We start from the raw sequence: 22979 nt of genomic DNA on the forward strand, positions 1-22979 counted from the left end.
TGGGCGGCTGCGCCGTGGCGCCCGTCGTCGCACCGGACGCGGTCGTGCCCACGCTGCGCGGCTCGCAGCAGCACGGGCAGCGGTGGATCCCGATGCTGCTCGAGCGCATGGCCGCGGGCGAGATCCCCACGGAGCACCTCATGACGCATCCGATGGCGCTCGACGACGGCGCGAAGGCGTACGCGATGTTCAAGGACAAGACGGACGGCTGCGTGCGGGCGGTGCTGCACCCGCAGGCGTGAGCGTCAGCGGCGCACGAGGCGACGCAGCTCGCGGCGGTAGCCGAGGGTGATGACGTCGCCGCCCGCGAGGACGGCAGCGACGAGCAGGCGCTGCCGACCGCGCGCGGTCGGCAGCACGGCCGCGCAGCCCGCCGTGTGGAAGGCGAGGCCCGCGCCGACCGTGCGGAGCGCGCGGGTCGCGTCGCGTCGTCCGACGCGGCGCATCGCCCGCAGCAGCACGGGCGCTGCCGAGCCCACGCCGACGGCCGAGATCGCAGCGGTCGCGGCGAGCGGCGCACGCGACCCGGGCCTGGCGAGCACGCTCGCGACGACCTGGGCTGCCGAGCATGCGACGTCGGCCGCCAGCAACGCCCCGAGCGCCCAGCGCGCCCGTCGCATCCGCCGCATCCGCCGTGTCCGCCGTGTCCGCATCCCTCGATGCTCGTCGCACGCCGTCCTGACCGGCGGGGCGGCGCCTACCCCTTCTCCCCGCCCTCCGTCGTCGACATGATGCGCCGCTGGAAGACGAAGAACACGAGCGCGACCGGGATGGTCATGAGCACCGCCGCCGCGAGCTTCAGGGGGAACTGGCTGCCCGAGCCCAGCTGCCCCGAGACGAGCGACGCGACTCCCGTGGTGAGCGTGTTGAGCTCGGGGCTCTGCCGCGAGACGACGAAGTGCGCGAACTCGTTCCACGATCCCTGGAACGACAGGATCGTCAGCGTCACGAGCGCCGGCGCCGCCATCGGCAGGGTCACCGACCAGAAGGTGCGGAACACGCCCGCGCCGTCGATGCGCGCGGCCTCCTCGATCGAGACGGGGATCGAGTCGAAGAACTGCTTCATGATGAAGATGCCCGCCGCGTCCGCGAGGAGCGGGATGATCATGCCCGCATACGTGTCGTAGAGCGCGAGCTCCTTGAGCACGAGGAACCGCGGCACCATGAGCACGACCGTCGGCACGGCCATGACGCCGATGAACAGGCCGAACATCGCCGACCGTCCGCGGAAGCGCAGGCGCGAGAGCGCGTAGCCGGCGAGGGAGTCGAAGAACACGCGTCCGAGCGTCACGCAGAGCGTGACGAACACCGAGTTCACGCCCCACAGGCCGATGTCGGTGCCGGTGAACAGCCGCTCGTAGGCGGCGAACGTCGGCGTCTGCGGGATGAGCGAGAGCGGCTCGGCCACGGCCTCCCCGTCGGTCTTGAACGACGACGCGACCGAGATGAGGAACGGGTACAGGTACGCGACGGCCAGCAGCACCAGCACGACGTAGCCGGCGACGAGGCCGGCGCTCAGACGCTGCCTCATCCGCCCGTCCCCCTCTCCGTGGGCCCGGCTCTCAGCCGGGCGGTGCCCTGCGCGACGCCGCCGTCGGCGCTCGCGATCGTCCTCGGCCCTCGCCGACGCAGCAGCGGCCTCGACGGCTCGTCGCGGTCGCACAGCACGAAGCGCTGCAGGAGGGAGAAGGCGATGATGATGAGGAAGAGCACGAACGCGATCGCCGCGGCGATGCCCGGCTCGTTCTCGGTGAACGCCTGGTCGTACGCCATGTAGGCGGGGCTCGTGAGGGTGGCCGCCGCGGGGGTGCCGCGCGTGAGGTACACCTGGTCGAAGACCTGCCACGTGCCGATGAGGCCGAGCGTCAGCACCGTGAACAGCACGGGCCGCAGCATCGGCAGCGTCACGTTGAAGAACGACTGACGCGCGTTCGCGCCGTCCATGAGCGCCGCCTCGCCCACCTCGGCGCCGATCGACTGCAGGCCGGCGAGGAACAGCAGCATGAACGTGCCGGAGGTGGTGAACACCGCCATGACGATGAGCACGAGCTGCGCGACCGACGGGCCGGCGGCCCACTCCCATGCGCTCACGCCGAGGAACCCGGGCGCGTCCCAGCCGCCGGGCTCGCCGCCGCCGAAGGCACCGATGACGACGTGCACGATGCCGCGGGGGTCCGCCATCCAGTTCGGCCCGTCGACCTGCAGCCATGCGAGCACGGCGTTCACGGCGCCGGACGCCTGGAAGAGGAAGAGGAAGACGCCGGTGATGGCGATCGACGACGTCACCGACGGGAAGTAGAACGCGGTGCGGAAGAAGCCCTTCGCCTTCAGCAGCCTGCGGTTGACCTGCACCGCGAGGAAGAGCGCGAGGGCCGTCTGCAGCGGCACGACGAGGAGGACGTAGAAGAGGTTGTTGCGGATCGCGCGGCCGAACAGGTCGCGCGTGAGGCGGTCGTCGGTCGTGATCGCCGCGTAGTTGTCGAGGCCGATGACGTCGACGTTGTCGTTGAACAGCGGCGAGTTGCGGCCGTTCCAGTCGGTGAACGACACCCACAGCGCGAGCACGATCGGCGCGATGAGGAAGACGCCGACGATGATGAGGGCGGGGGAGATGAACAGCCATCCCGCCCTCGACTCGCCGTCGCGCGTGCTCCCGCGACGAGGCGCCCGCGCCGTCGCGGGAGCACGCGTGGCCATCGCTACTCCACCTCGGAGTAGGCGTCCTCGAGCTGCCCCTGCAGCGTCGCGAGGATCTCCTGCGGGTCGGCCGTCGCGAGCGTCGGCACGACGGTGTTGAACTCGCCCACGACCTCCGATGCGCCCGGGAAGGCGATCGGGCTCACGGCGTACTCGGCACCGGCGACGAACGCCGCGCTCTCCGGGTACGTCTCGGCGTACGTCGCCGCAGCCGTCTCGGTCGAGGGGATCACGCCGAAGGCGTCCGAGAACGCGAGCTGCTGCTCGTCGCTCGTGAGGAACTCGACGAGGCTCGTCGCGTCGTCGGCCGTGTCGGCGCCCTCCGGGATGCCCCAGCAGTTCGAGAACGTGAACGTGCCCTGGCCCGAGGGGCCGGCGGGCAGCTCGGCGACCGTGTACTGCACGTCGGGGAAGTCGTTCTCGAGCGCACCCGAGATCCACGGTCCCTCGATCACCATGGCCGCCTGGCCGTTGCCGAAGGCCTCGCCACCCCAGCCCGCGCCGAGGTCGGTCGGCCACGCGAGCGAGCCCGCCGACAGCAGGCCCTGCAGGTAGGTGAGCGCCTCGACGTTCTCGGGGGAGTCGGCCGTCACCTCGTCGTCGGTGAGGAGGCCACCGCCAGCCTGCTCCATGAAGACGCCGACGCGCGCGTACTCGGCACCCATCGACAGACCGACGGTGTCGCCGGTCGTCAGGCGCTGCGCGACGGACGCCAGCTGGTCCCAGTCGGTGGGGACGTCGGCGTCGGTGAGGCCCGCCGCCGCCCACAGGTCGGTGTTGATGACGAGGCCGAGGGTCGAGAAGTCCTTCGGGTCGCAGACGAGCTCGCCGTCGTACGAGAAGGTGTCGGCGAGCGCCGGGTAGAAGTCGCCCGCGTTGTCGAGGCCGGCGGCGTAGGGCTCGAGGTAGTCGTCGGCCGCGTACGTCTGGAACTGGTCCCACGACATGTAGAAGAGGTCCGGCGGGATGTCGCCGGCGAAGCCCTGCGCGAGCTCCTGGCCGAGGTCGGATGCGACGACGACCTCGACGGGCACGCCCGACTCCTCGGTCCATGCGTCGACCGCGGCCTGCACGGCCTCCGTCTCGGCGTCGCCCGACGTGCCGATGAGCACCTGCAGGGCCTCGGCGTCGTCGCCTCCGCCTCCGCCGCCGCCCGAGCAGCCTGCGAGCGCGAGCGCCGCGACGCCCGCGACCCCGGCGATCTGCAGGGCGCGTCCTTGCCTCCTGCGAAGCGTCATGATGCATCCTTCCCGTCGGCCGCAGCCGATCGCTGTGCTGGGAGCCCCCAGCGGGGGTGTGCGCGCCGGTGCAGGCGCGGGGTCACGAGTCGGTGGTCGGGCTCGCCGTGCAGCAGCCCGAGGACGGCGGCGGCGACGTCGCCGAGGCTCTGGTCGACGCTCGAGAAGCCGAGGCCGGCGGCGACGCCCGTGTCGTCGAAGCCGACGACGGGCACGGCGGCGTCGGCGCGCGAGAGTGCGCCGATTGCGCCGAGCGCGAGGGTGTCGGAGGCGCAGACGATCGCGGTGGCGCCGGCGGCGAGCAGCTCGGCGACGGCGTCCTGCGCCTCGGCGGGGTCGTCCTCGACGGCGCGGTCGAGGTTCGCGGGCATGCCCGCGGCCTCCATGGCGTCGCGCCAGCCGCCGCGGCGCTCGTCGCCGGCGCCCGAGCCGTCGGGCCAGCCGAGGAAGGCGACGCGGTCGCCGATCGCGAGGCACGCCTCGGTCGCCTCGCGCGTGCCGGCGCGGCCGTCGACGTCGACCCACGCGTGCGGGGCCGCGCCCTCGTCCCACGGGCGGCCGAACGCGACGAAGGGGATGCCGGAGTCGGCGAGCGCGTCGACGCGACGGTCGCGGTGGTCGGTCGAGGTCAGCACGAACGCGTCGGCCAGGCTGCGCTGCGCGAGCGAGCGGATCGTGGCGACCTCGTCGTCCGCGTCGTCGGCGGTGAACACGAGCACGTGCCGGTCGAGGCGCGCGGCCTGCTCGGTGACGGCGTGGAGGAAGCGGTCGAGCAGCACGCCGTGCACGCCGTCGGCGACGGGCTCGAGGCGAACGCCGATCGTGCGCGCCGAGGACGTGCGGAGGCGGCGGGCGTGGAGGTTCGGGGAGTAGCCGAGGGCGTCGACGGCGGCCATGACGCGCTCGAGCGTCGCGGGGTGGACGATGCGCGGCGTGTTGATCGCGTTCGACACGGTCTGGCGCGAGACGCCCGCCTGGGCGGCCACGTCGCTGAGCGTCGCCCGCATCTCGCACCTCCTCGTGCACCGCATCCCACCTGCGTCGGTGGCATTCGATCGATCCATTTGATCGTTCCAAGCACCGTAGCGTACGGTTTCGGGAGCACGCCACCCCTACGCATCACGGAGGTCGACGGTGACCCACAGCGCGCACGGCAGGCAGCCGCTGCTCCACGAGGAGCTCGTCGTGCTCCACGCGCCGACGCAGGTCTGGTCGTCGCCGACGGGCGATCTGGGCGACATGCCGATCCACGGCGTCTTCCACGCCGACGCCCGCGTCGTCGACGAGCTGCGCGTCGAGGTGGGCGGCGAGGTGCCCGAGCCGATCGGCGCGTCCGCCACCGCATCCGAGGCGGTGTTCGTCGCCGTCGCGCGCGGCATCGACGACGGGCCCACGCCCGATCCGCGCGTGCGCATCGAGCGCCGCCGCGTCGTCGGTGCCGGCACGGTCGTCGAGCACGTCGCCGTCGTGAGCGCCCTGGGCCACGCGGTCGACACGACCGTGACGTTCGTCGTGGGCGTCGACTCGAGCGACCTGCAGTCGGTGAAGTCGGGCACGCGCTCCGGCGTCGAGGCGACGCTCGCCGAGCATCCCGGCCTCGTCGTCGCCACGCACGGCTCGCGCACCCTCGAGCTCGATGCCGCCGGTGCCGACGTCGCGGTGCTCGGCCGCCGCGTCGCCCTGACGTGGCCCGTGCACGTGCCCGCGCACGGCTCGGCGGAGGTCGCGCTGCGCCTGCGCGTCGAGGACGCCGGCCAGGTCGTCGCCGCCTACGAGGGCGACCCCGTGCTGCGCGCCCTGCCGGCCACGGGCGACGCGCGGCTCGACCGATGGGCGCGCGAGGCGCTCGCCGACCTCGACGCGCTGCGCATGACGCGACCCGGGCACGGCGACGAGCCCTTCCTCGCCGCCGGCGCCCCCTGGTTCCTCACGCTCTTCGGCCGCGACACCCTCATCGCGGCCCGCCTGCTGCTGCCCGTCGACGACGGGCTCGCGCTCGGCACGCTGCGCACCCTCGCTCGCCTCCAGGGCACGCAGGTCGACGCGGCATCCGCCGAGCAGCCGGGCAAGATCCTGCACGAGATCCGCGACGGCGTCTTCACGATGCCGGGCGAGGGCATCGTGCTGCCGCCGGTCTACTACGGCACCGTCGACGCGACGCCGCTGTGGATCGTGCTGCTGCACCGCGCCGTCGCCGCGGGCGCCATCGGCCTCGAGGACGTGCGCGAGCTGCGCGGCACGCTCGAGGGCGCGCTCGCGTGGATGCGCGACCACGGCGACCCCGCGGGCACGGGCTTCCTGCACTACCGCGACGAGCTCGGCACGGGCCTCGCGAACCAGGGCTGGAAGGACTCGGGCGACTCGATCCGCTTCCACGACGGCACGATCGCCGAGGGTCCGATCGCGCTCGCGGAGGTGCAGGCGCAGGCGCACGAGGCGGCGGTCGGCGGCGCCGAGCTGCTCGACGCGCTCGACGGCGACGGCGCGGGCGACGCGTGGCGCGTGTGGGCCGCCGACCTCGCCGTGCGCTTCCGCGACCGCTTCTGGGTCGAGCGCGACGGCCACCGCTTCCTCGCCATCGCGCTCGACGGCGCCGGGCGGCCGGTCGACTCCCGCACGTCCAACATGGGGCAGTGCATCGGCACCGGCATCCTCTCGGCGGCGGAGGAGTCGCTGCTCGCCGAGCAGCTGGTGACGGACGCCTTCGCCTCGCGCTGGGGCCTGCGCACCATGGCGACCGACGAGGGTGCGTTCTGGCCGCTGTCGTACCACTGCGGCTCGGTCTGGCCGCACGACACGGGCGTCGTGATCGAGGGGATGCTGCGCGCCGGCCTGCACGCCGAGGCTGCGGCGCTCGCGGCCAGGCTGCTCGACGCGGCCGAGGCGTTCGGCTGGCGCGTCCCCGAGCTGCTCTCGGGCGACGACCTCCCTGCGCCCGTCGCCTATCCCGCCTCCTGCCGCCCGCAGGCGTGGAGCGCGGCGGCGGTGGTGCCGGTCGCTCGGGCGCTCGCCCCCTGACCGCCGGATCCACGGCTGAGCGGGTGGTGGGCTGCACTGGACGGTCGGCGGTCCGCTGGCGCGTGATCTCGGCGGCCTCGCGCGGGGGCGACCGCCGCGTCCACGGCTGAGCGAGCCACCGGGTGCATCACGCACCTCGCCTGCTGCTCAGGCGCGACTCCGGCGGCCGCGTGCCATGCTCGGTCGACGACGACGGGAGGGCGCGCATGCGGATGGTCGATGCGCTCGCGCTCGGACGCCTCGAGCGCACCATCCAGCGCGAGGCCAAGGGGCTCGCGCCGTCGATCGAGCTGCCCTGGACGCCGCCGTGGGGCGACGACGTCGCGCCCGAGGTCGTCGAGCTGCTCGCCGACCTCGCCGTGCTGCAGGCCGACGTCGCGGACGCGCGCACGTGGACGCGCGACGACGCGGCAGCGCTGCGCCGGCGGCGGGCCGTCGACGACGCCGAGCGGCTGGCGGAGCGCGCCGCCGACCGCGGCGTGCAGGCGACCGCCACGCGCCTGCGCGCCATCGCGTCGTCGCTGCGCGCATGGGACGCGCTCGCTCCCCGCTCCTGAGCCCACCTGACGACCCACCGCGACCGCGGCCGACGCTCGACGGCCGCGGCGACGCACGTCGAGGCGATGGATCGAGCCCGGCGAGGCGACGGCATCCGACCGCGCTCGACCTGCCGGATCAGGCCTCGATCGACCCCGTGATCGCGACCGTGCACGCGCCGCCGACCCACACGCCGCCATCGGCGTCGGTCGCGATCGAGATCTCGCCCGCCCGCTCGAGGCGGGCGCCCTGCGAGACCGTGTACGGCGCAGCCGCGATGCCGGCCGCCGTCATCCACTGCGCCGCGCTCGCGTTCATCGAGCCGCACACCGGGTCCTCGGCCACGCCGATCGCGGGCGCGAAGGAGCGCAGCTCGAACGCGTGCGGCGAGCCGGGCGGGTAGGCGCCGATCGCCCCGACCATCGCGTCCGGGATGCGGGCGAGGTCGGGCTCGAGCGCCAGCACCTCGTCGGCGCTCGCGAGCCGCACGATGCACCAGCCGGGCCCGTTGTCGATCCAGGCCTGGTCGAGGATGCGCTCGCGGGCGATGCCGAACGCGTCGGCGATCGCATCCACCTCGTCCTCGTCCATGGGGCCCGAGCGCACCATCGGCGGCGCCTCGAACGCCAGCAGCCCACCCGTGCGGCGCACGCGCACGAGTCCGGCGGCGCACTCCTGCACGATGTCGGCACCCTGCGGCACGCCGCCGGCGTGCAGCCACGCGGCCGCCGAGCCGAGGGTCGGGTGGCCGGCGAAGGGCAGCTCGCCGCCGGGCGTGAGGATGCGCAGCCGGTAGTCGGCGCCCTCGCGCGTCGGCGGCAGCACGAACGTCGTCTCGGAGAGGTTGGTCCAGCGTGCGATGCGCTGCATCTCGTCGTCGGCGATGCACTCCGCGTCGAGCACGACGGCGACGGGGTTGCCGAGGAACGGCGTCGACCCGAACACGTCGACCTGGGCGAACGGACGCTGCGGCATGGGGCTCCTCGGGCGGTGGCGGCACCGCCAGCGTAGGCAGGCCGCGGCGTCCGCTCCACCCGTGGCCGCGCACGTGCATCCGCGACAGACTGGACGCGGTCGACGACCGGCCGCGACCGAGACGAGGAGCGAGAGCCATGGCGCAGCAGATCCAGCACACCGAGTTCGGCGGTCCCGAGGTGCTGCACCTCGTGGACGTGGACCAGCCCGAGGCGGATGCCGGCCAGGTCGTCGTGCACGTGCACGCGGCGGGCGTGAACCCGCTCGACTCGAAGCTGCGATCCGGCGCTCGCCCGTCCGGGGAGATCACGACGCCGCGCGTGCCCGGCGGCGACGCCGCGGGGGAGGTCGTCGAGGTCGGCGAGGGCGTCGAGGGGTGGACGGTCGGCGACCGGGTGGCCGTGCAGCACGCGCAGGGCGCCTACGCGACGCACGTCGTCGCGACGCCCGAGCAGCTGCACCGCATCCCCGAGGGCGTGACCTTCGAGCAGGCGGCCGCGATCGGCATCCCCGCCTCGACGGCCTACCAGGGGCTCGTCGAGCTCGAGCTGCGCGCCGGCGAGACGCTGCTCGTGCACGCGGGCTCGGGCTCGGTCGGCCAGGCGGCCATCCAGCTCGCCGTGCTGCAGGGCGCGACGGTCGTCGCGACGGCGAGCGAGCCGAACCACGACCGCGTGCGCGCGCTGGGTGCGACGCCCGTGACCTACGGCCCCGGCCTGCTCGACCGGGTCCGCGAGGCGGCACCGGGCGGCGTCGACGTCGTCTACGACTGCGTCGGCACCGAGGAGTCGATGGCCGTCTCGGCGCAGCTCGTCGCCGACCCGCAGCGCATCGGCACGATCGTGTGGAGCGACGCCGCCGCGGCCCTGGGCGTGCAGGGATGGATGGGCGGCAAGCCGGAGCCGCTGTCCGAGCGGTCGAGGCAGCTGCGCGCCGAGGCCTACGAGGTCGTGCTCGGTCGCATCGCGGCCGGCACGTTCGACGTCGAGATCGCGGCGGTGCTGCCGCTCGCGGAGGCCGCGGAGGCGCAGCGACGCAACGTGGCGAACGAGGTGCGCGGCAAGATCCTGCTCGCGCCCTGACCCGCGACGCGCGCGGCGCCCGCCTAGGCCGCCCGAGCCACGTGCAGGCCGTGGTCGCCGTCGGCGGCGTCGAGCATGATGCGCAGGCGCATCGCGTCGATGGCGCTCTCGGGCACGAGCGAGCCGAAGGCGAAGCGCAGCGGCGAGTCCTCGGCCACCCAGTAGCTCGTCGCGCCGTCGACGCTGCCGTCGTCGACGGTCACGAGGAACGGCTCCGAGCGGCCGAGACGCTCGGCGACGACGAGCTCGAGGTGGGCGAGGTCGACGTCGTCGACCGGCTCGCTGGCATCGCCGTGATGGAAGCGTCCCATGTCGGCGCCTCCCTCGGTCGGCCATGTCCAACCGAGCGATTCGAAGCGATCCCGCGGTCGGATGGGACGACACGCCGAATGGTCCGAAGTGGGGGATGCTGCGAATCGTGAAGCAGTCGCCGAGCAGCGTCATAGGTTCGCCGCATGGGAAGGCTCATCTACGCAGCGGCAACGTCCTACGACATCGAGGATCGGACGCTCGCGCACCTGCGTGCAGCAGCCATCGTGAAGCTCCGACGGCACGAGTCGTTCATGCTCTCGTGGATCGTCGACCTCTGGGCAGGCTCCGGCCGCATCTCTCTGTGGGTCTCGCCCTCCATCCCGATGGAGTTCGTCTTCTCCGGCTCGCGCGCCCCGCGGCTCGACGAGACGTGGGTGCGCGTGATGGTCGAGCTGTCGAACACGCCGCGCGGGCTCGTGCTGATCCCGCAGGAGGAGGCGGCGCGCATCGCCGAGGGCGCCCCCGTCCCCGCCATCTGATCCGTCAGGATCCGAGCAGCGACAGGCCGGCCGCGACCGCGAACCCGAGCACGGTCGCGAGCCCGGCCCAGTCCTTCGCCTTCGCGCGCGCCTCGGGCACCATCGCGTCGATGAGCATCACGAGGAGGGCGCCGGCGGCGAATCCGTCGATGCCCGCCTGCACCGCCGGGCTCGCGAGGTCCGCGACGAGCGTGCCGCCGACCGTGGCGAGCGCGCACGCGATGGCGACGCCCGTCCACAGCAGCAGCACGTGCCGCCTCGAGGAGCCCGCGCGCAGCATGTCGGCCGACGAGCCGATGGACTCGGGCAGGTTCGACAGCACGATCGCGACGACGAGCGCCGCGCTCACGCCCTCGCCGGCCGCGAGGCCGATGCCGAGCACGGCCTGCTCGGGGATGCCGTCGAGCAGCGCGCCGACCGCGAGCGGCATGCCCGCACCGCCGTCGCGGTCGCGTGCGCCGATGCGCTCGACGAGTCGATCGGCGAGGAAGAACGTCGCGGCGCCGAGCGCGAGGCCGATGGCCACCGGCACGGCTCCGCCGACGCGCAGGCCCTCCTCGGCGAGCTCGAACGCGATGCTCGCGATGAGCGCACCCGCGCCGAACGCGAGCACGAGCCCGAGCAGCATCGGCGGCCACCGGCGCAGCACGGCGAGCACGGCGCCGGCGAGCAGCGACGCGGCGGCGACGCCACCCCACAGCAGGCTCTCGAGCACGGCTCCTCCTCGACGCAGGTCAGCGTGCCCGCTCGCGCGCGTCGGCGCAACCGCTGGCGCGGCGCGTGCGCGTCAGGCGACGACGTCGGCGCGCAGCACCGGCACGAGCATCGCCTCGACGGCGGCGAGCACGCCGTCGATCGCGGCGTCGTCCATCGTCGGATCGTCGAGGAACGACGCGAGGACGAGCGCGTCGGCGCGACGGATGGCGTCGACGATGCGCTCGCGGTGGCCCTCGTCCTGGGCGACGCCCCAGCGCGGTGCGAGGACATCCGACAGCGCGCCCGCGAGCGCCTCGACGGCCACGGTCCGGTCGCCGCGGGCCTCGGGCCGCAGCCACTGCCACGTGCGCACCGCCTGGTAGGCGGGCACGGTGCGGTGCACGCGGAGCGTCGCGTCGAGCAGGGCGCGCACGTCGGACTCGAGGCTGCCGTGCGGCGTGGACGCCGCCTCGACGAGCATCCGGTGCGCGAGCGCCGTGTGCCGATCGAAGAGCGCACGCACCAGCGCGTCGCGATCGGCATGGTGCCGGTACGCCGTGCCGACCGAGACGCCGGCGCGCACGGCGACGTCGGTCATCGTGATGCGGTCGATGCCGCGCTCGTCGATGAGGGCGGCCGCGGCGTCGAGCAGGCGCAGCGAGGTCGTGGATGGCGGCGCGGCCTCGGGTGGCGCGAACGCGTCGGACGCTGCCATCGCCACCTCTCGTCCCGCGTCGTCGGCGACGTCCGCGGATGGCGAGCCTAGCCAGCGTCGCGCGTCGCGCGCGGCATGCGCGCGCCCGGGGCGGCCACTGGACGCCGGGTGGCTGACGGCCGTCCGCTCGGGGTCAGTCGGCGAGCGCGGCGAGGATCGCGGCGACGAGCATCGTCTCGGTCGCGGCGAGCAGCTCGACCGCGGACGCGTCGTCGAGGTCGGGCTCGTCGAGGAACGCCGCGAGCACGAGGGCATCGGCGCGGCGCACGGCGGTCGCGATGCGAGCGCTGCGCGCGTCGTCGAGCGCGAGGCCGTAGCGGGGTCCGAGGACCGACAGCAGGTCGTGCGCCGAGAGGTCGACGGCGATCGTGCGGTGGCCGTGGGCATCGTGGCGCAGCCACTGCCACGTGCGCACCGCCTGGTAGGCGGGCAGCGTGCGGTGCTCGTGCAGGTAGGCGGCGAGCAGCGCGCGCACGTCGGCCTCGAGCGTGCCCTGCGACGTGGCCGCGGCGGCGATGAGCGCGTGGCGGACGTGGGCGACGCTGCGCTCGTAGAGGGCGCGGATGAGGGCGTCGCGGTCCTCGAAGTACCGGTAGACCGTGCCCACGGACGTCCCGGCGCGGATGCCGACGTCGGTCGTCGACAGGCGATCGATGCCGCGCTCCGCGATGATGGCGGCCGCAGCGTCGAGCAGCCGATTCGCCGTGTCCGCCGCCTGACCCGTGCTCGGCTCCCGGCGCATGGCTGCGGCGCCGGGCTCGGCCTCGGTGGCGTCCATGGCGGTCTCCTGTCGTGCGATGCGCAGACTCGTGAGCCTAGCCACGCCGGCAGGGCATCCGCCTAGTCGTCGAGCGCGGCCACGTCACCCGCGTCGACCGCCGCGGGCTCGCGGTCGTCGCCCACCGAGGCGATCGACGACTCGCCGGAGCCGCCGGCGCGCAGGCCCGCCTCCTCGAGCGCTCGCTCGAGCTCGGCCTCGAAGGCGGCGTCGGGGGCGGGCGGCCGCACGCCCTCGTGCATCGTCATGGCACGACCGTACGACGCCGCGCCGTGCAGGGGAAGAGGGCATGGGTGCACGCGACGGGGCCGGGCGGCACGTGCCGCCCGGCCCCGTCGCGATGCCGCGTCAGCGGCCGTGGTTGATGAGCCCCAGCCATCGGCCGAACGTCGGCTCGAGCTCGTCGTCCTCGAGCGTCGTGGGGGTCCGGTGCTCACGCATCGCTGCCCACCTCCACGGCATCCTGCGCCTCCTGCGTCGACGTGCCGCCCTGCGCCAGCGCGCGGTCGGAGCCTGCGTGCTCCACGGCGATCTTGCGCGGCTTCGAGCGCTCGGCCACCGGGATCGTCAGCGTGAGCACGCCGTGCTCGTACGACGCATGGATGGCGTCGAGGTCGAGATCCGAGCCGAGGCTCAGCTGGCGCGTGAACCGGCCGGCCGGGCGCTCCTGGGCGAGCCAGTGCGCACCCTCGGCGGCGCCGAGCGTGCGCTCGGCCTGGATGGTGAGCGTCGTCGCGTCGACGTCGAGGTCGATGGATCCCGGGTCGACGCCCGGCAGGTCGACGTGCACGACGTAGTGCTCGTCGACGCGGTAGAGATCCATCGGCATCCAGCTCGCGCTGCGCTGGGTGCCTCCGCTGGTCAGCAGGCGTGCGGCCATGCGATCCATCTCGCGGAACGGGTCGAAGGTCAGAGCCATGACAACCACCTCCTTCGAGCAAGCGGCTCGCTGCCCTGTGCGGCGAGCCAGGTGTCGTGGCGATCGCCCTCGGGCCGTGCCCGAGAGGCGACTCGATTCTGGCACTCTCACCATGAGAGTGCCAATTGTCGCGCCTGCGAGATCGCTGAGAGGAGCGGCCCTCTCACGATGCGAGAGCGCCGCTGGCGCGTCGAGGGGGCTGCGGGCATGCTCGTCGCACCGCGTCGGCCCCTGGGCCGACCTCGACGAGGAGGTACGCAGTGAAGGCTGTCCGACTGCACGAGTACGGCACGGATCCGAGCATCGACGACGTGCCGGAGCCCACGATCTCCGGCCCCTGGGACGTCATCGTCGACGTCGGGGCCGCGGGTCTGTGCCGCACCGACCTGCACATCATCGAGGGGCAGTGGGATCCGATCCAGCACCCGAGCCTGCCGTACATCCTCGGGCACGAGAACGCCGGCACCGTGCGCGAGGTCGGCAGCGCCGTGTCGAACGTCGCGGTGGGCGACACGGTCATCATGCATCCGCTCACGAGCTGCGGCCTGTGCCCCGCGTGCCGCGTCGGCCAGGACTCGCACTGCGAGCACGCGAGCTTCCCCGGGATCAACGCCGACGGCGGCATGGCGCAGCAGCTGCGCACGAACGCACGCGCGGTCGTGCGGCTCGATGCAGGGGTCGACCCGAAGGACGTCGCGGCGCTCGCCGACGCCGGGCTCACCGCCTACCACGCGGTCCGCAAGGCGGCGCCGCTGCTCTTCCCCGGCTCGCACGCCGTCGTCGTCGGCGCGGGCGGCCTCGGCCACATCGGCATCCAGACGCTCGCGGCGATCACGAGCGCCGAGATCACGGTCGTGGATCGCAGCGAGCAGGCGCTCGAGCTCGCGGCGCAGCTGGGCGCCCACCACACCGTCCTGTCGACGGACGACGACGACGCCGTCGCGAAGCAGGTGCTCGACATCACCGGCGGCGGCGCGCACATCCTCTTCGACTACGTCGGCGAGCGCGGTGCCGAGCTGCTCGCGACGCGGCTGCTGCGCAACCGGGGCTCGCACTACGTCATCGGCTACGGCGGCGAGGTGCGCATCCCGACGATCGAGATCATCTCGCGCGAGATCAACGTCATCGGCAACCTCGTCGGCACGTACAACGACCTCGTCGAGCTCATGACGCTCACCGCCCAGGGCCGCGTGCAGCTGCACACCGCCGTGTACCCGCTGGACGCGGTGCACGACGCGATCCACGACCTCGAGGCGGGCAGGCTCATCGGGCGCGGCATCCTCGTGCCGTAGGCCGCGGCCCGGTCCCGGCCGCTCGCCGCTCGCCGCCGGCGAGCGGCCGGGGCCATCACGCCGCCGAGCCGCGCAGCCGGTAGTGCCTGCTCACGTCGCTCGCCGCGTCGCGCAGCAGTCGCTCGATGCAGTGCTCGCGCTGCGCGTCGACCGTCTCCGAGGGGGCGCTGATCGCGACGGCGCCGACGACGGCGCCCGCGGCGTCGCGCACGCCGACGGCGGCGCACGTCATGCCGGGCACGAACTCCTCCCGCTCCCATGCGATGCCGCGCCGCGACACGGTCGCGAGGTGCGCGTCGAGCTGCTCGCGCGTGCCCATCGTCGCGTGGGTCATCCGCTGCATCCCGTGCACCTCGAGGTACTCGTCGACCGCCTCGGGCGCCATCGCCGCGAGCATGATCTTGCCGAACGCCGTCGCGTGCGCCGCCTCGTGGAAGCCGAAGGCCAGCGGCGTGAGCCGCGGGTGGTCGGAGCAGTCGACGACGTGGGCGACGACCACGTCGGCGCCGCGGTAGACCGCGAGGTACGCCGCCGCCGAGGCCTGCTCGTGGAGTCGGGCCACCTCGCCGCGCACGGGGGCCGGCACGCCCACCTGCCGGTGCAGCGCGGCACCCAGCCGGTCGAACGCGTAGCCGAGCTCGAAGCGGCGCTCGCCGCGCATGTGCACGAGGTAGTCGGCCTGCACGAGCGCCTGCAGGAGCCGGTAGACGGTGGGCAGCGGATAGCCGAGGGCCTGCGACACCTCGCGGGCGGTCGCGCCACCGCGTCCGGCGACGACCTCGAGGATCGCGAGGGTGCGTGCGACGGTCTGCACGCCGGCGTCGCGCGCCGCCGGTGCGGCACCGCTGCGATCGACGTCGTCATCTGCCATGGTCCGATCATGGCGCGACGGCGCACGACACGCGGAAGACTTGAGTCGTTCACGATGATGCGACAGTGTGGGGACATGGACCTCGTCGCGACCGCCCCCGCAGCGGGTTCCGGTGCGCTCGAACGACGCGTGGCGCACGAGGGCATGCTGCGCACGCGCGGGCTGCGCGTCACGCGCGGTCGCCTCGCGGTGCTCGACGTCCTCGCGGCGCAGCCCCACGCCGACGCCGACGCCATCCACCGCGCCATGGCTTCCGCCGAGCCCAGCATCTCGCTGCAGTCCGTGCACAACGTGCTCGCCGCCCTCCACGAGGCCGGCGTGCTGCGACGCTTCCAGCCCGCGCGCTCGGCCGCCCGGTACGAGCTGCGCGTCGACGACAACCACCACCACGCGGTGTGCTCGCGCTGCGGCCGCGTCGAGGACGTCGACTGCGTCACCGGCGAGGCCCCCTGCCTCCATGCGCCCGCACCCGCGGGATTCGCGGTCATGCAGGCCGAGGTGACGTTCTGGGGGCTGTGCGCCGCGTGCGCCGCGACCGAGCGCTGACGGCCGCTCGCCGTCCGTCGACCCCGGCGGGCGAGCATCGCCGTCCCCTCCGAACCGACCGACCCATCCCCACGAGGAAGCAGGCAGCATCATGACCCATCGGACCACCACCAACTCCGGAGCCCCGGTCGCGAGCGACCAGCACTCCCAGTCCGTCGGCGCCGACGGCGCCATCGCGCTCACCGATCACTACCTCGTCGAGAAGCTCGCGCAGTTCAACCGCGAGCGCGTGCCCGAGCGCGTCGTGCACGCCAAGGGTGGCGGCGCGTTCGGCACCTTCACCGTCACGAACGACGTGTCCGCGTACACGCGCGCCGCGGTGTTCCAGTCCGGCACCGAGACCGAGATGCTCGCGCGCTTCTCGTCCGTCGCCGGCGAGCAGGGCAGCCCCGACACGTGGCGCGACCCCCGCGGCTTCGCGCTGAAGTTCTACACGACCGAGGGCAACTACGACCTCGTCGGCAACAACACGCCCGTCTTCTTCATCAAGGACGGCATCAAGTTCCCCGACTTCATCCGCTCGCAGAAGCGCCTGCCGGGCAGCAACCTCCGCGACCACGACATGCAGTGGGACTTCTGGACCCTGCAGCCCGAGTCGGCCCACCAGGTCACCTGGCTCATGGGCGACCGCGGCCTCCCCGCGTCGTGGCGCCACATGGACGGCTTCGGGTCGCACACCTACCAGTGGATCAACGCCGCCGGCGAGCGCTTCTGGGTGAAGTACCACTTCGAGACGGATCAGGGCAACGACTTCATGCCCCAGGAGCAGGCCGACCAGCTCGCCGGCTCGGACGCCGACTACTACATCCGCGACCTCTACGAGGCCATCGACGGTGGCGACACCCCGTCGTGGACCCTGCACGTGCAGGTCATGCCGTACGAGGACGCCGCGACGTACCGCTTCAACCCGTTCGACCTCACGAAGGTGTGGCCCAAGAGCGACTACCCGCTCGTCGAGGTCGGCCGCATGGAGCTGAACCGCAACCCGCAGAACTACTTCGCCGAGATCGAGCAGGCGACGTTCGCCCCGTCGAACTTCGTGCCTGGCATCGCTGCCAGCCCCGACAAGATGCTGCAGGCGCGCATCTTCTCCTACGCGGACGCCCACCGATACCGCGTCGGCACGAACCACGCCGAGCTGCCCGTCAACCGCCCGCACGCGGCGGACGTCGAGTCGTACTCGAAGGACGGCGCGCTGCGGCACGGCTTCCGCTCGCCCGCGCAGCCGGTCTACGCGCCCAACTCGTTCGGCGGCCCGCACGCCGACCCCGAGGCGCACGGCGACGACCGCGGCTGGCAGTCGGACGGCGAGCTCATCCGCTCGGCCGCGACGCTGCACCCTGAGGACGACGACTTCGGCCAGGCGGGCACGCTCGTGCGCGACGTGCTCGAAGACGCCGCGCGCGAGCGACTCGTCGGCAACATCGTCGGCCACGTCTCGAAGGTGCGCATCCCCGAGATCCGCGCCCGCGTCATCGAGTACTGGACGAACGTCGACGCCTGGCTCGGCGCGCAGGTCGCGACGCGACTGCCCGAGATCGTCGACCCGAAGTCGACGCTCGTCGAGACGCCGGCGCCGGCGCCCGTCGGCTGAGGCCGGTCTCGCGCCGCGCTCCCGAGCGCCGGGCGGCCCCGCACACCTCGTGGGTGCGGGGCCGTCCGCACGCGGGCCGGAGGAGGCGGCGGGGACATCCGTCGGCCGATCCCGTGACGAATCGCCCGCTGACGACGTCTCCCTGCGAGCCCGAGCCTCGGGCTCGCCGGTCCGACGCTCGGACCGGGCGGCATCGCGCCGCCGCACATCGTCGAAAGGACACCGTGCTCCCTCGCATCCTCACCGTCATCGCGACCTTCGTGGTCAAGCGCATCCTCGGTCGTCGTGGGGGCCGCGGCGGCGACGCCGGGCAGACGGGCCGTCGTCGTGGCTGAGCGCGCCCGCCGCTCGCCCCTCGACCTCGTGCGACGCGTGCCTCGCCGGCTCGCCTCGATCGTGCAGGAGGAGGTCGGCAACGCGCGCGAGGAGGTCGTCGCCCGCACGCGCGAGGCACGTACCGGCATCGTGCTCCTCGCCGTCGGCGGCGTGCTCGCGCTCGTCGCGCTCATCACCCTCGCCGTCACGACGACGGTCGCGCTCGCCGACGTGCTGCCGTGGTGGGCGGCCATCGCCGCGGTCGTGGGGGTTCTCGCGGTCGCGGCCGCCATCGTCGTCGCCATCGGCGTGCGACGCCTGCGCTCGGGCGCGCCGCCCGTGCCGAAGGACGCGATCGGCGACGCCCGCCGCCGCGTGCGCAGCACCCTCGACGGCAACGACGCGTAGCGGCCCGTCGCGCCACGGGGTCTCGCGCCGGTCGGCGCTCGCCTAGGCTCGATCCGATGACGATGGACTCCGGCGGCGACCCCACGACGGGGCGCGTGCCCATCGTCCCTCCGGTCGGAGCGGACGCCGCGGCGGCCGCCGACCAGCAGGCGGGCATCGGGGCGAGCGCCGACGCGACGGCGCAGCCCGGCCCCATCCAGCCCGAGCCGCGCCGGAAGCGCTTCGTCGACCTCGAGCCGCTGCGCGCGTCGCCGGCGTTCGCGCGCCTCTGGACGGCGAACGCGATCTCGGGCATCGGCTCGATGGTCACGGTCGTCGCCGTGGGCCTGCAGATCTACGACATCACCGAGTCGACGCTCGCGGTCTCGCTCGTCGGCCCCATCGGGCTCCTCCCCATGATCGTCGCCGGCCTGTGGGGCGGCATGCTCGCCGACGCCTTCGACCGCAAGCGCGTGCTGCTCGTCTCCGCGACGATCGGCTGGCTGTCGGTGCTCGGCATCGTCGCGGCGTCGGCGTACGACGCGTGGGCGCTCGACGCCGGGCAGCGCGTCGAGGTGTGGCCGTTCTACGTGCTCGCGACCGTCAACGCCGTCGCGGCGACCGTGTCGGGTGCGACGCGCAGCGCCATCACGCCACGCATCGTCCCCGCGCACCTCATCTCCCGGGCCGCGGCGCTCAACGGCATCGCCGTGGGCAGCATGGTGACGATCGGGCCGGCGCTCGCCGGCGTCCTCGCCGCCACCGTCGGGCTGCCGCTGACGTTCGCGGTCGACGCCGTGCTCTTCTCCGTCGCGTTCGTCGGCATCCTCGGGCTGCCCGCGATGCCGCCGATCGGCCAGGTGGCGAAGCCCGGCCTGCAGTCGCTGCGCGACGGGATGCGCTTCCTGCGCGGCGCGCCCAACATCCGCATGTCGTTCGTCGTCGACATCATCGCGATGCTCTTCGGACGTGCGAACGTGCTGTTCCCCGCAGTCGGCGCGCTCGTCATCGGTGGCGGGCCCATCACGGTCGGCGTGCTCACGGCCGCCGGCGCCGTCGGCACCCTCGTCGCGAGCATCCTGTCGGGACCCGTCGCGCAGGTGCACCGGCACGGGCTCGCGGTGCAGCGGGCGATCATGGTCTACGGCACCGCCGCAGCGCTGCTCGGGCTCGTGCTGCTCGGCACGACGCTCGTCGGCGTGCCCGTGACCGACCAGCTCGACGGCGTCGCATGGCCTGCGCTCGTGCTCGCGTGCCTCGCGATGGCCGGCATGGGCGCGAGCGACGAGATCAGCGCGATCTTCCGCTCGACGATGCTGCTGCAGGCGGCCCCCGACGAGATGCGCGGACGCCTGCAGGGCGTCTTCACCATCGTCGTCGCCGGCGGGCCACGCCTCGGCGACCTGTACGCGGGGCTGACGGCCTCCCTCCTCGCCCTCTGGTTCCCTCCGCTGCTCGGTGGGCTGCTCATCGTCGCGCTCGTCGTGCTCGTCACGCGCATGCAGGGCACCTTCCTCGAGTACGACGCGCGCACGCCCACGCCGTAGCCGCTGCTCCCGCCCGTCCCGCATCGGCCGCAGGGCCCGGGATCGGCACGCGTCCACGACCGCCGGGACGCGCTCGCGCAAGCCCGTGCGCCGACGTTCGCGTCGGCGGAGGATGGACGGGTCGCGCACACGCGCGACGGGAGAGGACGCGCATGGGACCGCACGTGGCAGACCTGAGGATCTCGACGGACGACTACGAGCCCGACGGGCCGATGCCCGAGCGGCTGTCGAAGGACGGCGGCAACGAGGTGCCCGCGTTCTCCGTCACCGGCGTGCCCGAGGATGCCGTCGAGCTCGCGCTCGTCGTGCACGACCCCGACGCACCGATGGTGCGCGGCTTCACGCACTGGGTCGTCTACGGACTGCCCGCGCAGGACGGGCCCATCGACCCCTCGGTCGGGCGCGCCGCGCCGACGACGGCGGGCGAGCCCGGCTGGTACGGTCCGCAGCCGCCCGCCGGCCACGGCACGCACCGGTACTACGCCTGGGTCTACGCGCTGTCGGCCCCGGTGTCGGGCGAGCCGACGCGCGAGGCGTTCCTCGATCGCGATGGCGGCTCGATCCTCGAGCAGGCACGCGTCGTCGGCACCTTCTCGCGCTGACCGACGCACGCGGGCCCCGGCCCGAGCCAGGGCCCGCGTCATGCCGTCACGACCTGCGGATGCGGTGACGCACCAGCAGCGCTCCGAGCCCGAGCGCGATGGCGAGCGCGCCGCCGATGAGGGCGGGCGCCTCCACGCCACCGCCCGTCCGCGGCAGGCCGAGCGCCGCAGGCGCCGCGGTCGCGTCGCGAGCCGGCGCGGGCGGCGCCGGGGTCGAGGCGGCCGGGGTCGAGGCGGCCGGGGTCGACGGATCGGCGGGTGCGACGGCGGGCGTCGCGGGCTGCGGGGTCGGCGTCAGCGGCGTCTCGACGACGTCGCACCGGTCCGCGTCGCTCGCGAGGTCGTCGTTCGGCTCGCACGAGCCGGGCACGGCGGGCGACTGCGGGCTCGTGACCGTGGCGGCGTTCGCGACCGTCGCCGCAGCCCCGGGCGTCGTCGCGATCGTGCCCTGGAACGTCAGCGACGCGACGGCGCCAGGCTCGAGCGTGCCGACGGTCCACACGCCCGTCGCCGCGTCGAACGTGCCGCGCGTCGGCGTCTCGGCGACGATCGAGGCGACGTCGAGCTCGGCGGGATACGCGTCGGCGACGACGGTCCCGCTCGCGTCGACCGCACCGAGGTTGCCGACCTCGATCGTCCATCGCACGCTCGCCGAGCTGCCGTCGAGCGCGAGCGTCGCCTCCGCGTCGACGCGCTTGTCGATGCGCAGGTCGGCGAGCGCAGGCACCGCGACCGTCGCCTCCGCGTGGTCGACGATGGACGCCCAGTCGTCGATCGAGCGCAGGTCGCCCCATGAGCCGGCGATCCCGTCGTTCTGGTTGGGCCGCTCGCCACCGGCCTCCCAGCCGTGCACGCCGCCTGCCGACGTCGTCGCCGGATCGCTGCCGATCAGCGACGGCGTGCGCGACCACCGCCGATCGCTCGAGGGCTCGAGCATCGTGTCGTCCCAGTGCAGGGACGCGATGCCCGGAGCCGGCCCCGTGAGGGTCTCGACCTCGATGCCGCCGGTGCTGGTCTCCGCGTCGATGCGCAGGAAGTGCAGCGGCGAGACCTGCGCCATCGTCGCGCGGACGACGACGCCCGTCGCCGTCGTCGGCACCTCGTGCCCGGTGGCGTCGACGCCGTCCCAGCGCCAGGAGAACGCGCCGGGCTCGAGCACGGCGACCTCGTCGACGACGTCGGCCGGGCCGTCGAAGCCCCCGTCGCCGTCGGCGTCGACCTCGACCCGCACGACGCCCGGCTGCCCCGCGAGCACGCCCGTGAGCTCGCCCGCGTTCGAGGCCGAGCCCTGCCGCGCGAAGGCGAGCGCATCGATGCTCGGCGAGCGGTAGTCGGCCCGCAGCCAGGTGCCCTCGGTGCGACGGTCGGCCCAGGCCTGCGTCGACGCGGGGAGGTCGGGCGCGGGCGGGTCGAGGAAGAGCCGGTAGGCGGTGAGCCCGTCGCAGTCGGCGCTCGACGGCTGCCAGTAGGCCGCGCCTGCACCGTCGGCCTCGGGCGAGCGCGGCATGGGCACCGAGCGCCCCGCCGGCTCGCAGGTGAAGGCGGCGGCGTTGCCGACGTCGTTCATCCGCAGCGTCGAGTCGATGCCGTCGTACCCGTCGAGCCGCACGCGGTAGACGGCACCATCGGGCGCCGCCGCGTGCACGACGAGCGACGTGACGGCGGAGGTGTGGATCGCGAGCGACTCCGTCCACACGCGACCGGGGATCGACGCGCCGTCGCGCACGACGCCGACGTCCCACGACAGCGCGGCCCCGTCGCCCGAGCCGGGATCCGGATCCTGCACCGCGATGCTCCACACGCCCTCGGCCCCGGCGACCCACGTGCCGCCGAGATGCGTGCCGCCGACGGCGGCGGGGGCGGCGTCGTCGTGGACGACGGCACCGGTCGGATCCGTCACGACGACGCGTGCGCCGGCCGGGGTGCGACTCGTCGTCGCCAGGCGGGCGACCACCTCGTCGCCCGCCGCCGCGTACGCCAGCAGGGTCGTCGTGCCGCCGTCGGTCGAGCCGCCCTCGAGGAGCGTGCCCGGCAGCGTCGTCGTGGCGGGCCCGGGCACGTCGTGCGGCTCGGTCGTCGACCACGCCGCCGCGCCGCCCGCGCCCGCCAGCAGCAGGCCGAGCGTCGTCGCGGCGACCGCGGCCGCCGGCCACCCGCCTCGCGCGCGGGGCCGCTCGCCCGCGCCTCTCGCGTGTCGTCGTGCCTCGTCGGTGATCGTGCGCGCTCGCTGTCGCATGGGGCCTCCTTCATGTGCCGCCGCGACGGTACGGAGGCAGGAGGCAGCGGCATCGGCGCCGACGTGGAGCCTGTGGAGAGCTCGGCGCAGGACGGCGTCGCCCGGGACGCCAGCACCCCGGCCACGCACGACGACGGGCCCGG

24 protein-coding genes and 1 pseudogene are annotated in these 22979 nt (G+C 74.1%); 11 read left to right on the top strand and 14 right to left on the bottom strand.

Going from position 1 to position 22979, the window contains the following annotated elements; translation table 11 throughout:
• Window positions 1-242 (top strand): annotated as a pseudogene (locus tag ABD249_RS00320) (hypothetical protein); the annotation flags it as partial.
• A gap of 3 nt (window positions 243-245) precedes the next feature.
• On the opposite strand, the gene ABD249_RS00325 reads toward ABD249_RS00320, so the two are convergent.
• From ABD249_RS00325 to ABD249_RS00345, 5 genes are all read right to left on the bottom strand, one after another.
• Window positions 246-620 carry a hypothetical protein gene (locus ABD249_RS00325; RefSeq protein ID WP_344339161.1) on the bottom strand — a complete coding sequence of 125 codons (375 nt, stop codon included), beginning with the start codon at window positions 618-620 and terminating at the stop codon, window positions 246-248.
• A 77-nt stretch (window positions 621-697) separates the two neighbouring features.
• Complete coding sequence (locus ABD249_RS00330; protein WP_344339163.1) at window positions 698-1531, bottom strand: carbohydrate ABC transporter permease; 834 nt, start codon at window positions 1529-1531, stop codon at window positions 698-700.
• The gene (locus ABD249_RS00335) at window positions 1528-2697 is read right to left on the bottom strand and encodes a carbohydrate ABC transporter permease (RefSeq protein WP_344339165.1); all 1170 of its coding nucleotides are present in this window, start codon (window positions 2695-2697) and stop codon (window positions 1528-1530) included. Before ABD249_RS00335 ends, ABD249_RS00330 begins: the two co-directional genes overlap by 4 nt.
• A 2-nt stretch (window positions 2698-2699) precedes the next feature.
• Complete coding sequence (locus ABD249_RS00340; RefSeq protein WP_344339167.1) at window positions 2700-3935, bottom strand: sugar ABC transporter substrate-binding protein; 1236 nt, start codon at window positions 3933-3935, stop codon at window positions 2700-2702.
• Entirely contained in the window at window positions 3932-4942 is a 1011-nt protein-coding gene (locus ABD249_RS00345; RefSeq protein WP_344339169.1) for a LacI family DNA-binding transcriptional regulator, read from the bottom strand. Before ABD249_RS00345 ends, ABD249_RS00340 begins: the two co-directional genes overlap by 4 nt.
• Before the next feature lie 127 nt (window positions 4943-5069).
• On the opposite strand from ABD249_RS00345, the gene ABD249_RS00350 reads away from it, so the two are divergent.
• On the top strand, window positions 5070-6953 hold the full coding sequence (locus tag ABD249_RS00350) for a glycogen debranching N-terminal domain-containing protein (RefSeq protein ID WP_344339171.1): 1884 nt from the start codon (window positions 5070-5072) through the stop codon (window positions 6951-6953).
• A 206-nt stretch (window positions 6954-7159) separates the two neighbouring features.
• Complete coding sequence (locus ABD249_RS00355) at window positions 7160-7510, top strand: hypothetical protein (protein ID WP_344339173.1); 351 nt, start codon at window positions 7160-7162, stop codon at window positions 7508-7510.
• Between the two features lie 118 nt (window positions 7511-7628).
• On the opposite strand, the gene ABD249_RS00360 is transcribed toward ABD249_RS00355, so the two are convergent.
• A complete protein-coding gene (locus tag ABD249_RS00360) occupies window positions 7629-8465 on the bottom strand; it encodes a PhzF family phenazine biosynthesis protein (RefSeq protein ID WP_344339175.1) in 837 nt (278 codons plus the stop codon).
• A gap of 137 nt (window positions 8466-8602) precedes the next feature.
• Between ABD249_RS00360 and ABD249_RS00365 the strand changes: the two genes are divergently transcribed.
• Window positions 8603-9547: a quinone oxidoreductase family protein gene (locus ABD249_RS00365; protein WP_344339177.1), complete on the top strand. Its 945-nt coding sequence runs from the start codon at window positions 8603-8605 to the stop codon at window positions 9545-9547.
• Window positions 9548-9570: 23 nt separating this feature from the next.
• Here the strand turns inward: ABD249_RS00365 and ABD249_RS00370 are convergent, their stop codons facing one another.
• Window positions 9571-9858, bottom strand: coding sequence for a DUF7882 family protein (locus tag ABD249_RS00370; RefSeq protein ID WP_344339179.1), 288 nt, complete (start codon window positions 9856-9858; stop codon window positions 9571-9573).
• A 144-nt stretch (window positions 9859-10002) separates the two neighbouring features.
• On the opposite strand from ABD249_RS00370, the gene ABD249_RS00375 reads away from it, so the two are divergent.
• Window positions 10003-10338: a DUF7882 family protein gene (locus ABD249_RS00375; protein WP_344339181.1), complete on the top strand. Its 336-nt coding sequence runs from the start codon at window positions 10003-10005 to the stop codon at window positions 10336-10338.
• 4 nt (window positions 10339-10342) lie between these two features.
• On the opposite strand, the gene ABD249_RS00380 is transcribed toward ABD249_RS00375, so the two are convergent.
• From ABD249_RS00380 to ABD249_RS00400, 5 genes are all read right to left on the bottom strand, one after another.
• Complete coding sequence (locus tag ABD249_RS00380) at window positions 10343-11053, bottom strand: ZIP family metal transporter (RefSeq protein ID WP_344339183.1); 711 nt, start codon at window positions 11051-11053, stop codon at window positions 10343-10345.
• A gap of 72 nt (window positions 11054-11125) precedes the next feature.
• On the bottom strand, window positions 11126-11749 hold the full coding sequence (locus ABD249_RS00385; RefSeq protein WP_344339185.1) for a TetR/AcrR family transcriptional regulator: 624 nt from the start codon (window positions 11747-11749) through the stop codon (window positions 11126-11128).
• 133 nt (window positions 11750-11882) lie between these two features.
• The gene (locus ABD249_RS00390; protein WP_344339188.1) at window positions 11883-12527 is read right to left on the bottom strand and encodes a TetR/AcrR family transcriptional regulator; all 645 of its coding nucleotides are present in this window, start codon (window positions 12525-12527) and stop codon (window positions 11883-11885) included.
• Between the two features lie 62 nt (window positions 12528-12589).
• A complete protein-coding gene (locus ABD249_RS00395; RefSeq protein ID WP_344339190.1) occupies window positions 12590-12775 on the bottom strand; it encodes a hypothetical protein in 186 nt (61 codons plus the stop codon).
• Window positions 12776-12960: 185 nt separating this feature from the next.
• On the bottom strand, window positions 12961-13446 hold the full coding sequence (locus ABD249_RS00400) for an Hsp20/alpha crystallin family protein (RefSeq protein WP_344339192.1): 486 nt from the start codon (window positions 13444-13446) through the stop codon (window positions 12961-12963).
• A gap of 260 nt (window positions 13447-13706) precedes the next feature.
• On the opposite strand from ABD249_RS00400, the gene ABD249_RS00405 reads away from it, so the two are divergent.
• The gene (locus ABD249_RS00405; protein WP_344339194.1) at window positions 13707-14738 is read left to right on the top strand and encodes an NAD(P)-dependent alcohol dehydrogenase; all 1032 of its coding nucleotides are present in this window, start codon (window positions 13707-13709) and stop codon (window positions 14736-14738) included.
• Between the two features lie 55 nt (window positions 14739-14793).
• Here ABD249_RS00405 and ABD249_RS00410 read toward each other — a convergent pair whose 3' ends face one another.
• The gene (locus ABD249_RS00410; protein ID WP_344339196.1) at window positions 14794-15609 is read right to left on the bottom strand and encodes an IclR family transcriptional regulator; all 816 of its coding nucleotides are present in this window, start codon (window positions 15607-15609) and stop codon (window positions 14794-14796) included.
• Window positions 15610-15753: 144 nt separating this feature from the next.
• Between ABD249_RS00410 and ABD249_RS00415 the strand changes: the two genes are divergently transcribed.
• The 5 genes from ABD249_RS00415 (at window position 15754) to ABD249_RS00435 (ending at window position 20600) form a co-directional block, all read left to right on the top strand.
• Window positions 15754-16155: a Fur family transcriptional regulator gene (locus ABD249_RS00415; protein ID WP_344339848.1), complete on the top strand. Its 402-nt coding sequence runs from the start codon at window positions 15754-15756 to the stop codon at window positions 16153-16155.
• Between the two features lie 91 nt (window positions 16156-16246).
• Window positions 16247-17749 carry a catalase gene (locus tag ABD249_RS00420; protein ID WP_344339198.1) on the top strand — a complete coding sequence of 501 codons (1503 nt, stop codon included), beginning with the start codon at window positions 16247-16249 and terminating at the stop codon, window positions 17747-17749.
• 327 nt (window positions 17750-18076) lie between these two features.
• The gene (locus ABD249_RS00425) at window positions 18077-18472 is read left to right on the top strand and encodes a phage holin family protein (RefSeq protein ID WP_344339201.1); all 396 of its coding nucleotides are present in this window, start codon (window positions 18077-18079) and stop codon (window positions 18470-18472) included.
• A gap of 56 nt (window positions 18473-18528) precedes the next feature.
• Window positions 18529-19998, top strand: coding sequence for an MFS transporter (locus ABD249_RS00430; RefSeq protein ID WP_344339203.1), 1470 nt, complete (start codon window positions 18529-18531; stop codon window positions 19996-19998).
• 164 nt (window positions 19999-20162) lie between these two features.
• Window positions 20163-20600 (top strand): YbhB/YbcL family Raf kinase inhibitor-like protein, encoded by a 438-nt coding sequence (locus tag ABD249_RS00435; RefSeq protein WP_344339205.1) that lies wholly within the window; start codon window positions 20163-20165, stop codon window positions 20598-20600.
• Window positions 20601-20646: 46 nt separating this feature from the next.
• Here the strand turns inward: ABD249_RS00435 and ABD249_RS00440 are convergent, their stop codons facing one another.
• Window positions 20647-22836 (bottom strand): DUF11 domain-containing protein, encoded by a 2190-nt coding sequence (locus ABD249_RS00440; RefSeq protein ID WP_344339207.1) that lies wholly within the window; start codon window positions 22834-22836, stop codon window positions 20647-20649.
• Between the last annotated feature and the right edge of the window lie 143 nt (window positions 22837-22979).

It is taken from the genome of Agrococcus versicolor (genome assembly GCF_039531815.1).
Classification (GTDB): Bacteria; Actinomycetota; Actinomycetes; order Actinomycetales; family Microbacteriaceae; genus Agrococcus; species Agrococcus versicolor.

Excerpts from the sequence above, each read along its gene's own strand:
- ABD249_RS00440 (WP_344339207.1), bottom strand. The coding sequence starts at position 22,836 with ATGCGACAGCGAGCGCGCACGATCACCGACGAGGCACGACGACACGCG.
- ABD249_RS00430 (WP_344339203.1), top strand. The coding sequence starts at position 18,529 with ATGACGATGGACTCCGGCGGCGACCCCACGACGGGGCGCGTGCCCATC.
- ABD249_RS00375 (WP_344339181.1), top strand. The coding sequence starts at position 10,003 with ATGGGAAGGCTCATCTACGCAGCGGCAACGTCCTACGACATCGAGGAT.
- ABD249_RS00340 (WP_344339167.1), bottom strand. The coding sequence starts at position 3,935 with ATGACGCTTCGCAGGAGGCAAGGACGCGCCCTGCAGATCGCCGGGGTC.
- ABD249_RS00415 (WP_344339848.1), top strand. The coding sequence starts at position 15,754 with ATGCTGCGCACGCGCGGGCTGCGCGTCACGCGCGGTCGCCTCGCGGTG.
- ABD249_RS00360 (WP_344339175.1), bottom strand. The coding sequence starts at position 8,465 with ATGCCGCAGCGTCCGTTCGCCCAGGTCGACGTGTTCGGGTCGACGCCG.
- ABD249_RS00345 (WP_344339169.1), bottom strand. The coding sequence starts at position 4,942 with ATGCGGGCGACGCTCAGCGACGTGGCCGCCCAGGCGGGCGTCTCGCGC.
- ABD249_RS00400 (WP_344339192.1), bottom strand. The coding sequence starts at position 13,446 with ATGGCTCTGACCTTCGACCCGTTCCGCGAGATGGATCGCATGGCCGCA.
- ABD249_RS00370 (WP_344339179.1), bottom strand. The coding sequence starts at position 9,858 with ATGGGACGCTTCCATCACGGCGATGCCAGCGAGCCGGTCGACGACGTC.
- ABD249_RS00390 (WP_344339188.1), bottom strand. The coding sequence starts at position 12,527 with ATGGACGCCACCGAGGCCGAGCCCGGCGCCGCAGCCATGCGCCGGGAG.
- ABD249_RS00385 (WP_344339185.1), bottom strand. The coding sequence starts at position 11,749 with ATGGCAGCGTCCGACGCGTTCGCGCCACCCGAGGCCGCGCCGCCATCC.
- ABD249_RS00330 (WP_344339163.1), bottom strand. The coding sequence starts at position 1,531 with ATGAGGCAGCGTCTGAGCGCCGGCCTCGTCGCCGGCTACGTCGTGCTG.
- ABD249_RS00335 (WP_344339165.1), bottom strand. The coding sequence starts at position 2,697 with ATGGCCACGCGTGCTCCCGCGACGGCGCGGGCGCCTCGTCGCGGGAGC.
- ABD249_RS00325 (WP_344339161.1), bottom strand. The coding sequence starts at position 620 with ATGCGACGGGCGCGCTGGGCGCTCGGGGCGTTGCTGGCGGCCGACGTC.
- ABD249_RS00355 (WP_344339173.1), top strand. The coding sequence starts at position 7,160 with ATGCGGATGGTCGATGCGCTCGCGCTCGGACGCCTCGAGCGCACCATC.
- ABD249_RS00420 (WP_344339198.1), top strand. The coding sequence starts at position 16,247 with ATGACCCATCGGACCACCACCAACTCCGGAGCCCCGGTCGCGAGCGAC.
- ABD249_RS00365 (WP_344339177.1), top strand. The coding sequence starts at position 8,603 with ATGGCGCAGCAGATCCAGCACACCGAGTTCGGCGGTCCCGAGGTGCTG.
- ABD249_RS00410 (WP_344339196.1), bottom strand. The coding sequence starts at position 15,609 with ATGGCAGATGACGACGTCGATCGCAGCGGTGCCGCACCGGCGGCGCGC.
- ABD249_RS00395 (WP_344339190.1), bottom strand. The coding sequence starts at position 12,775 with ATGACGATGCACGAGGGCGTGCGGCCGCCCGCCCCCGACGCCGCCTTC.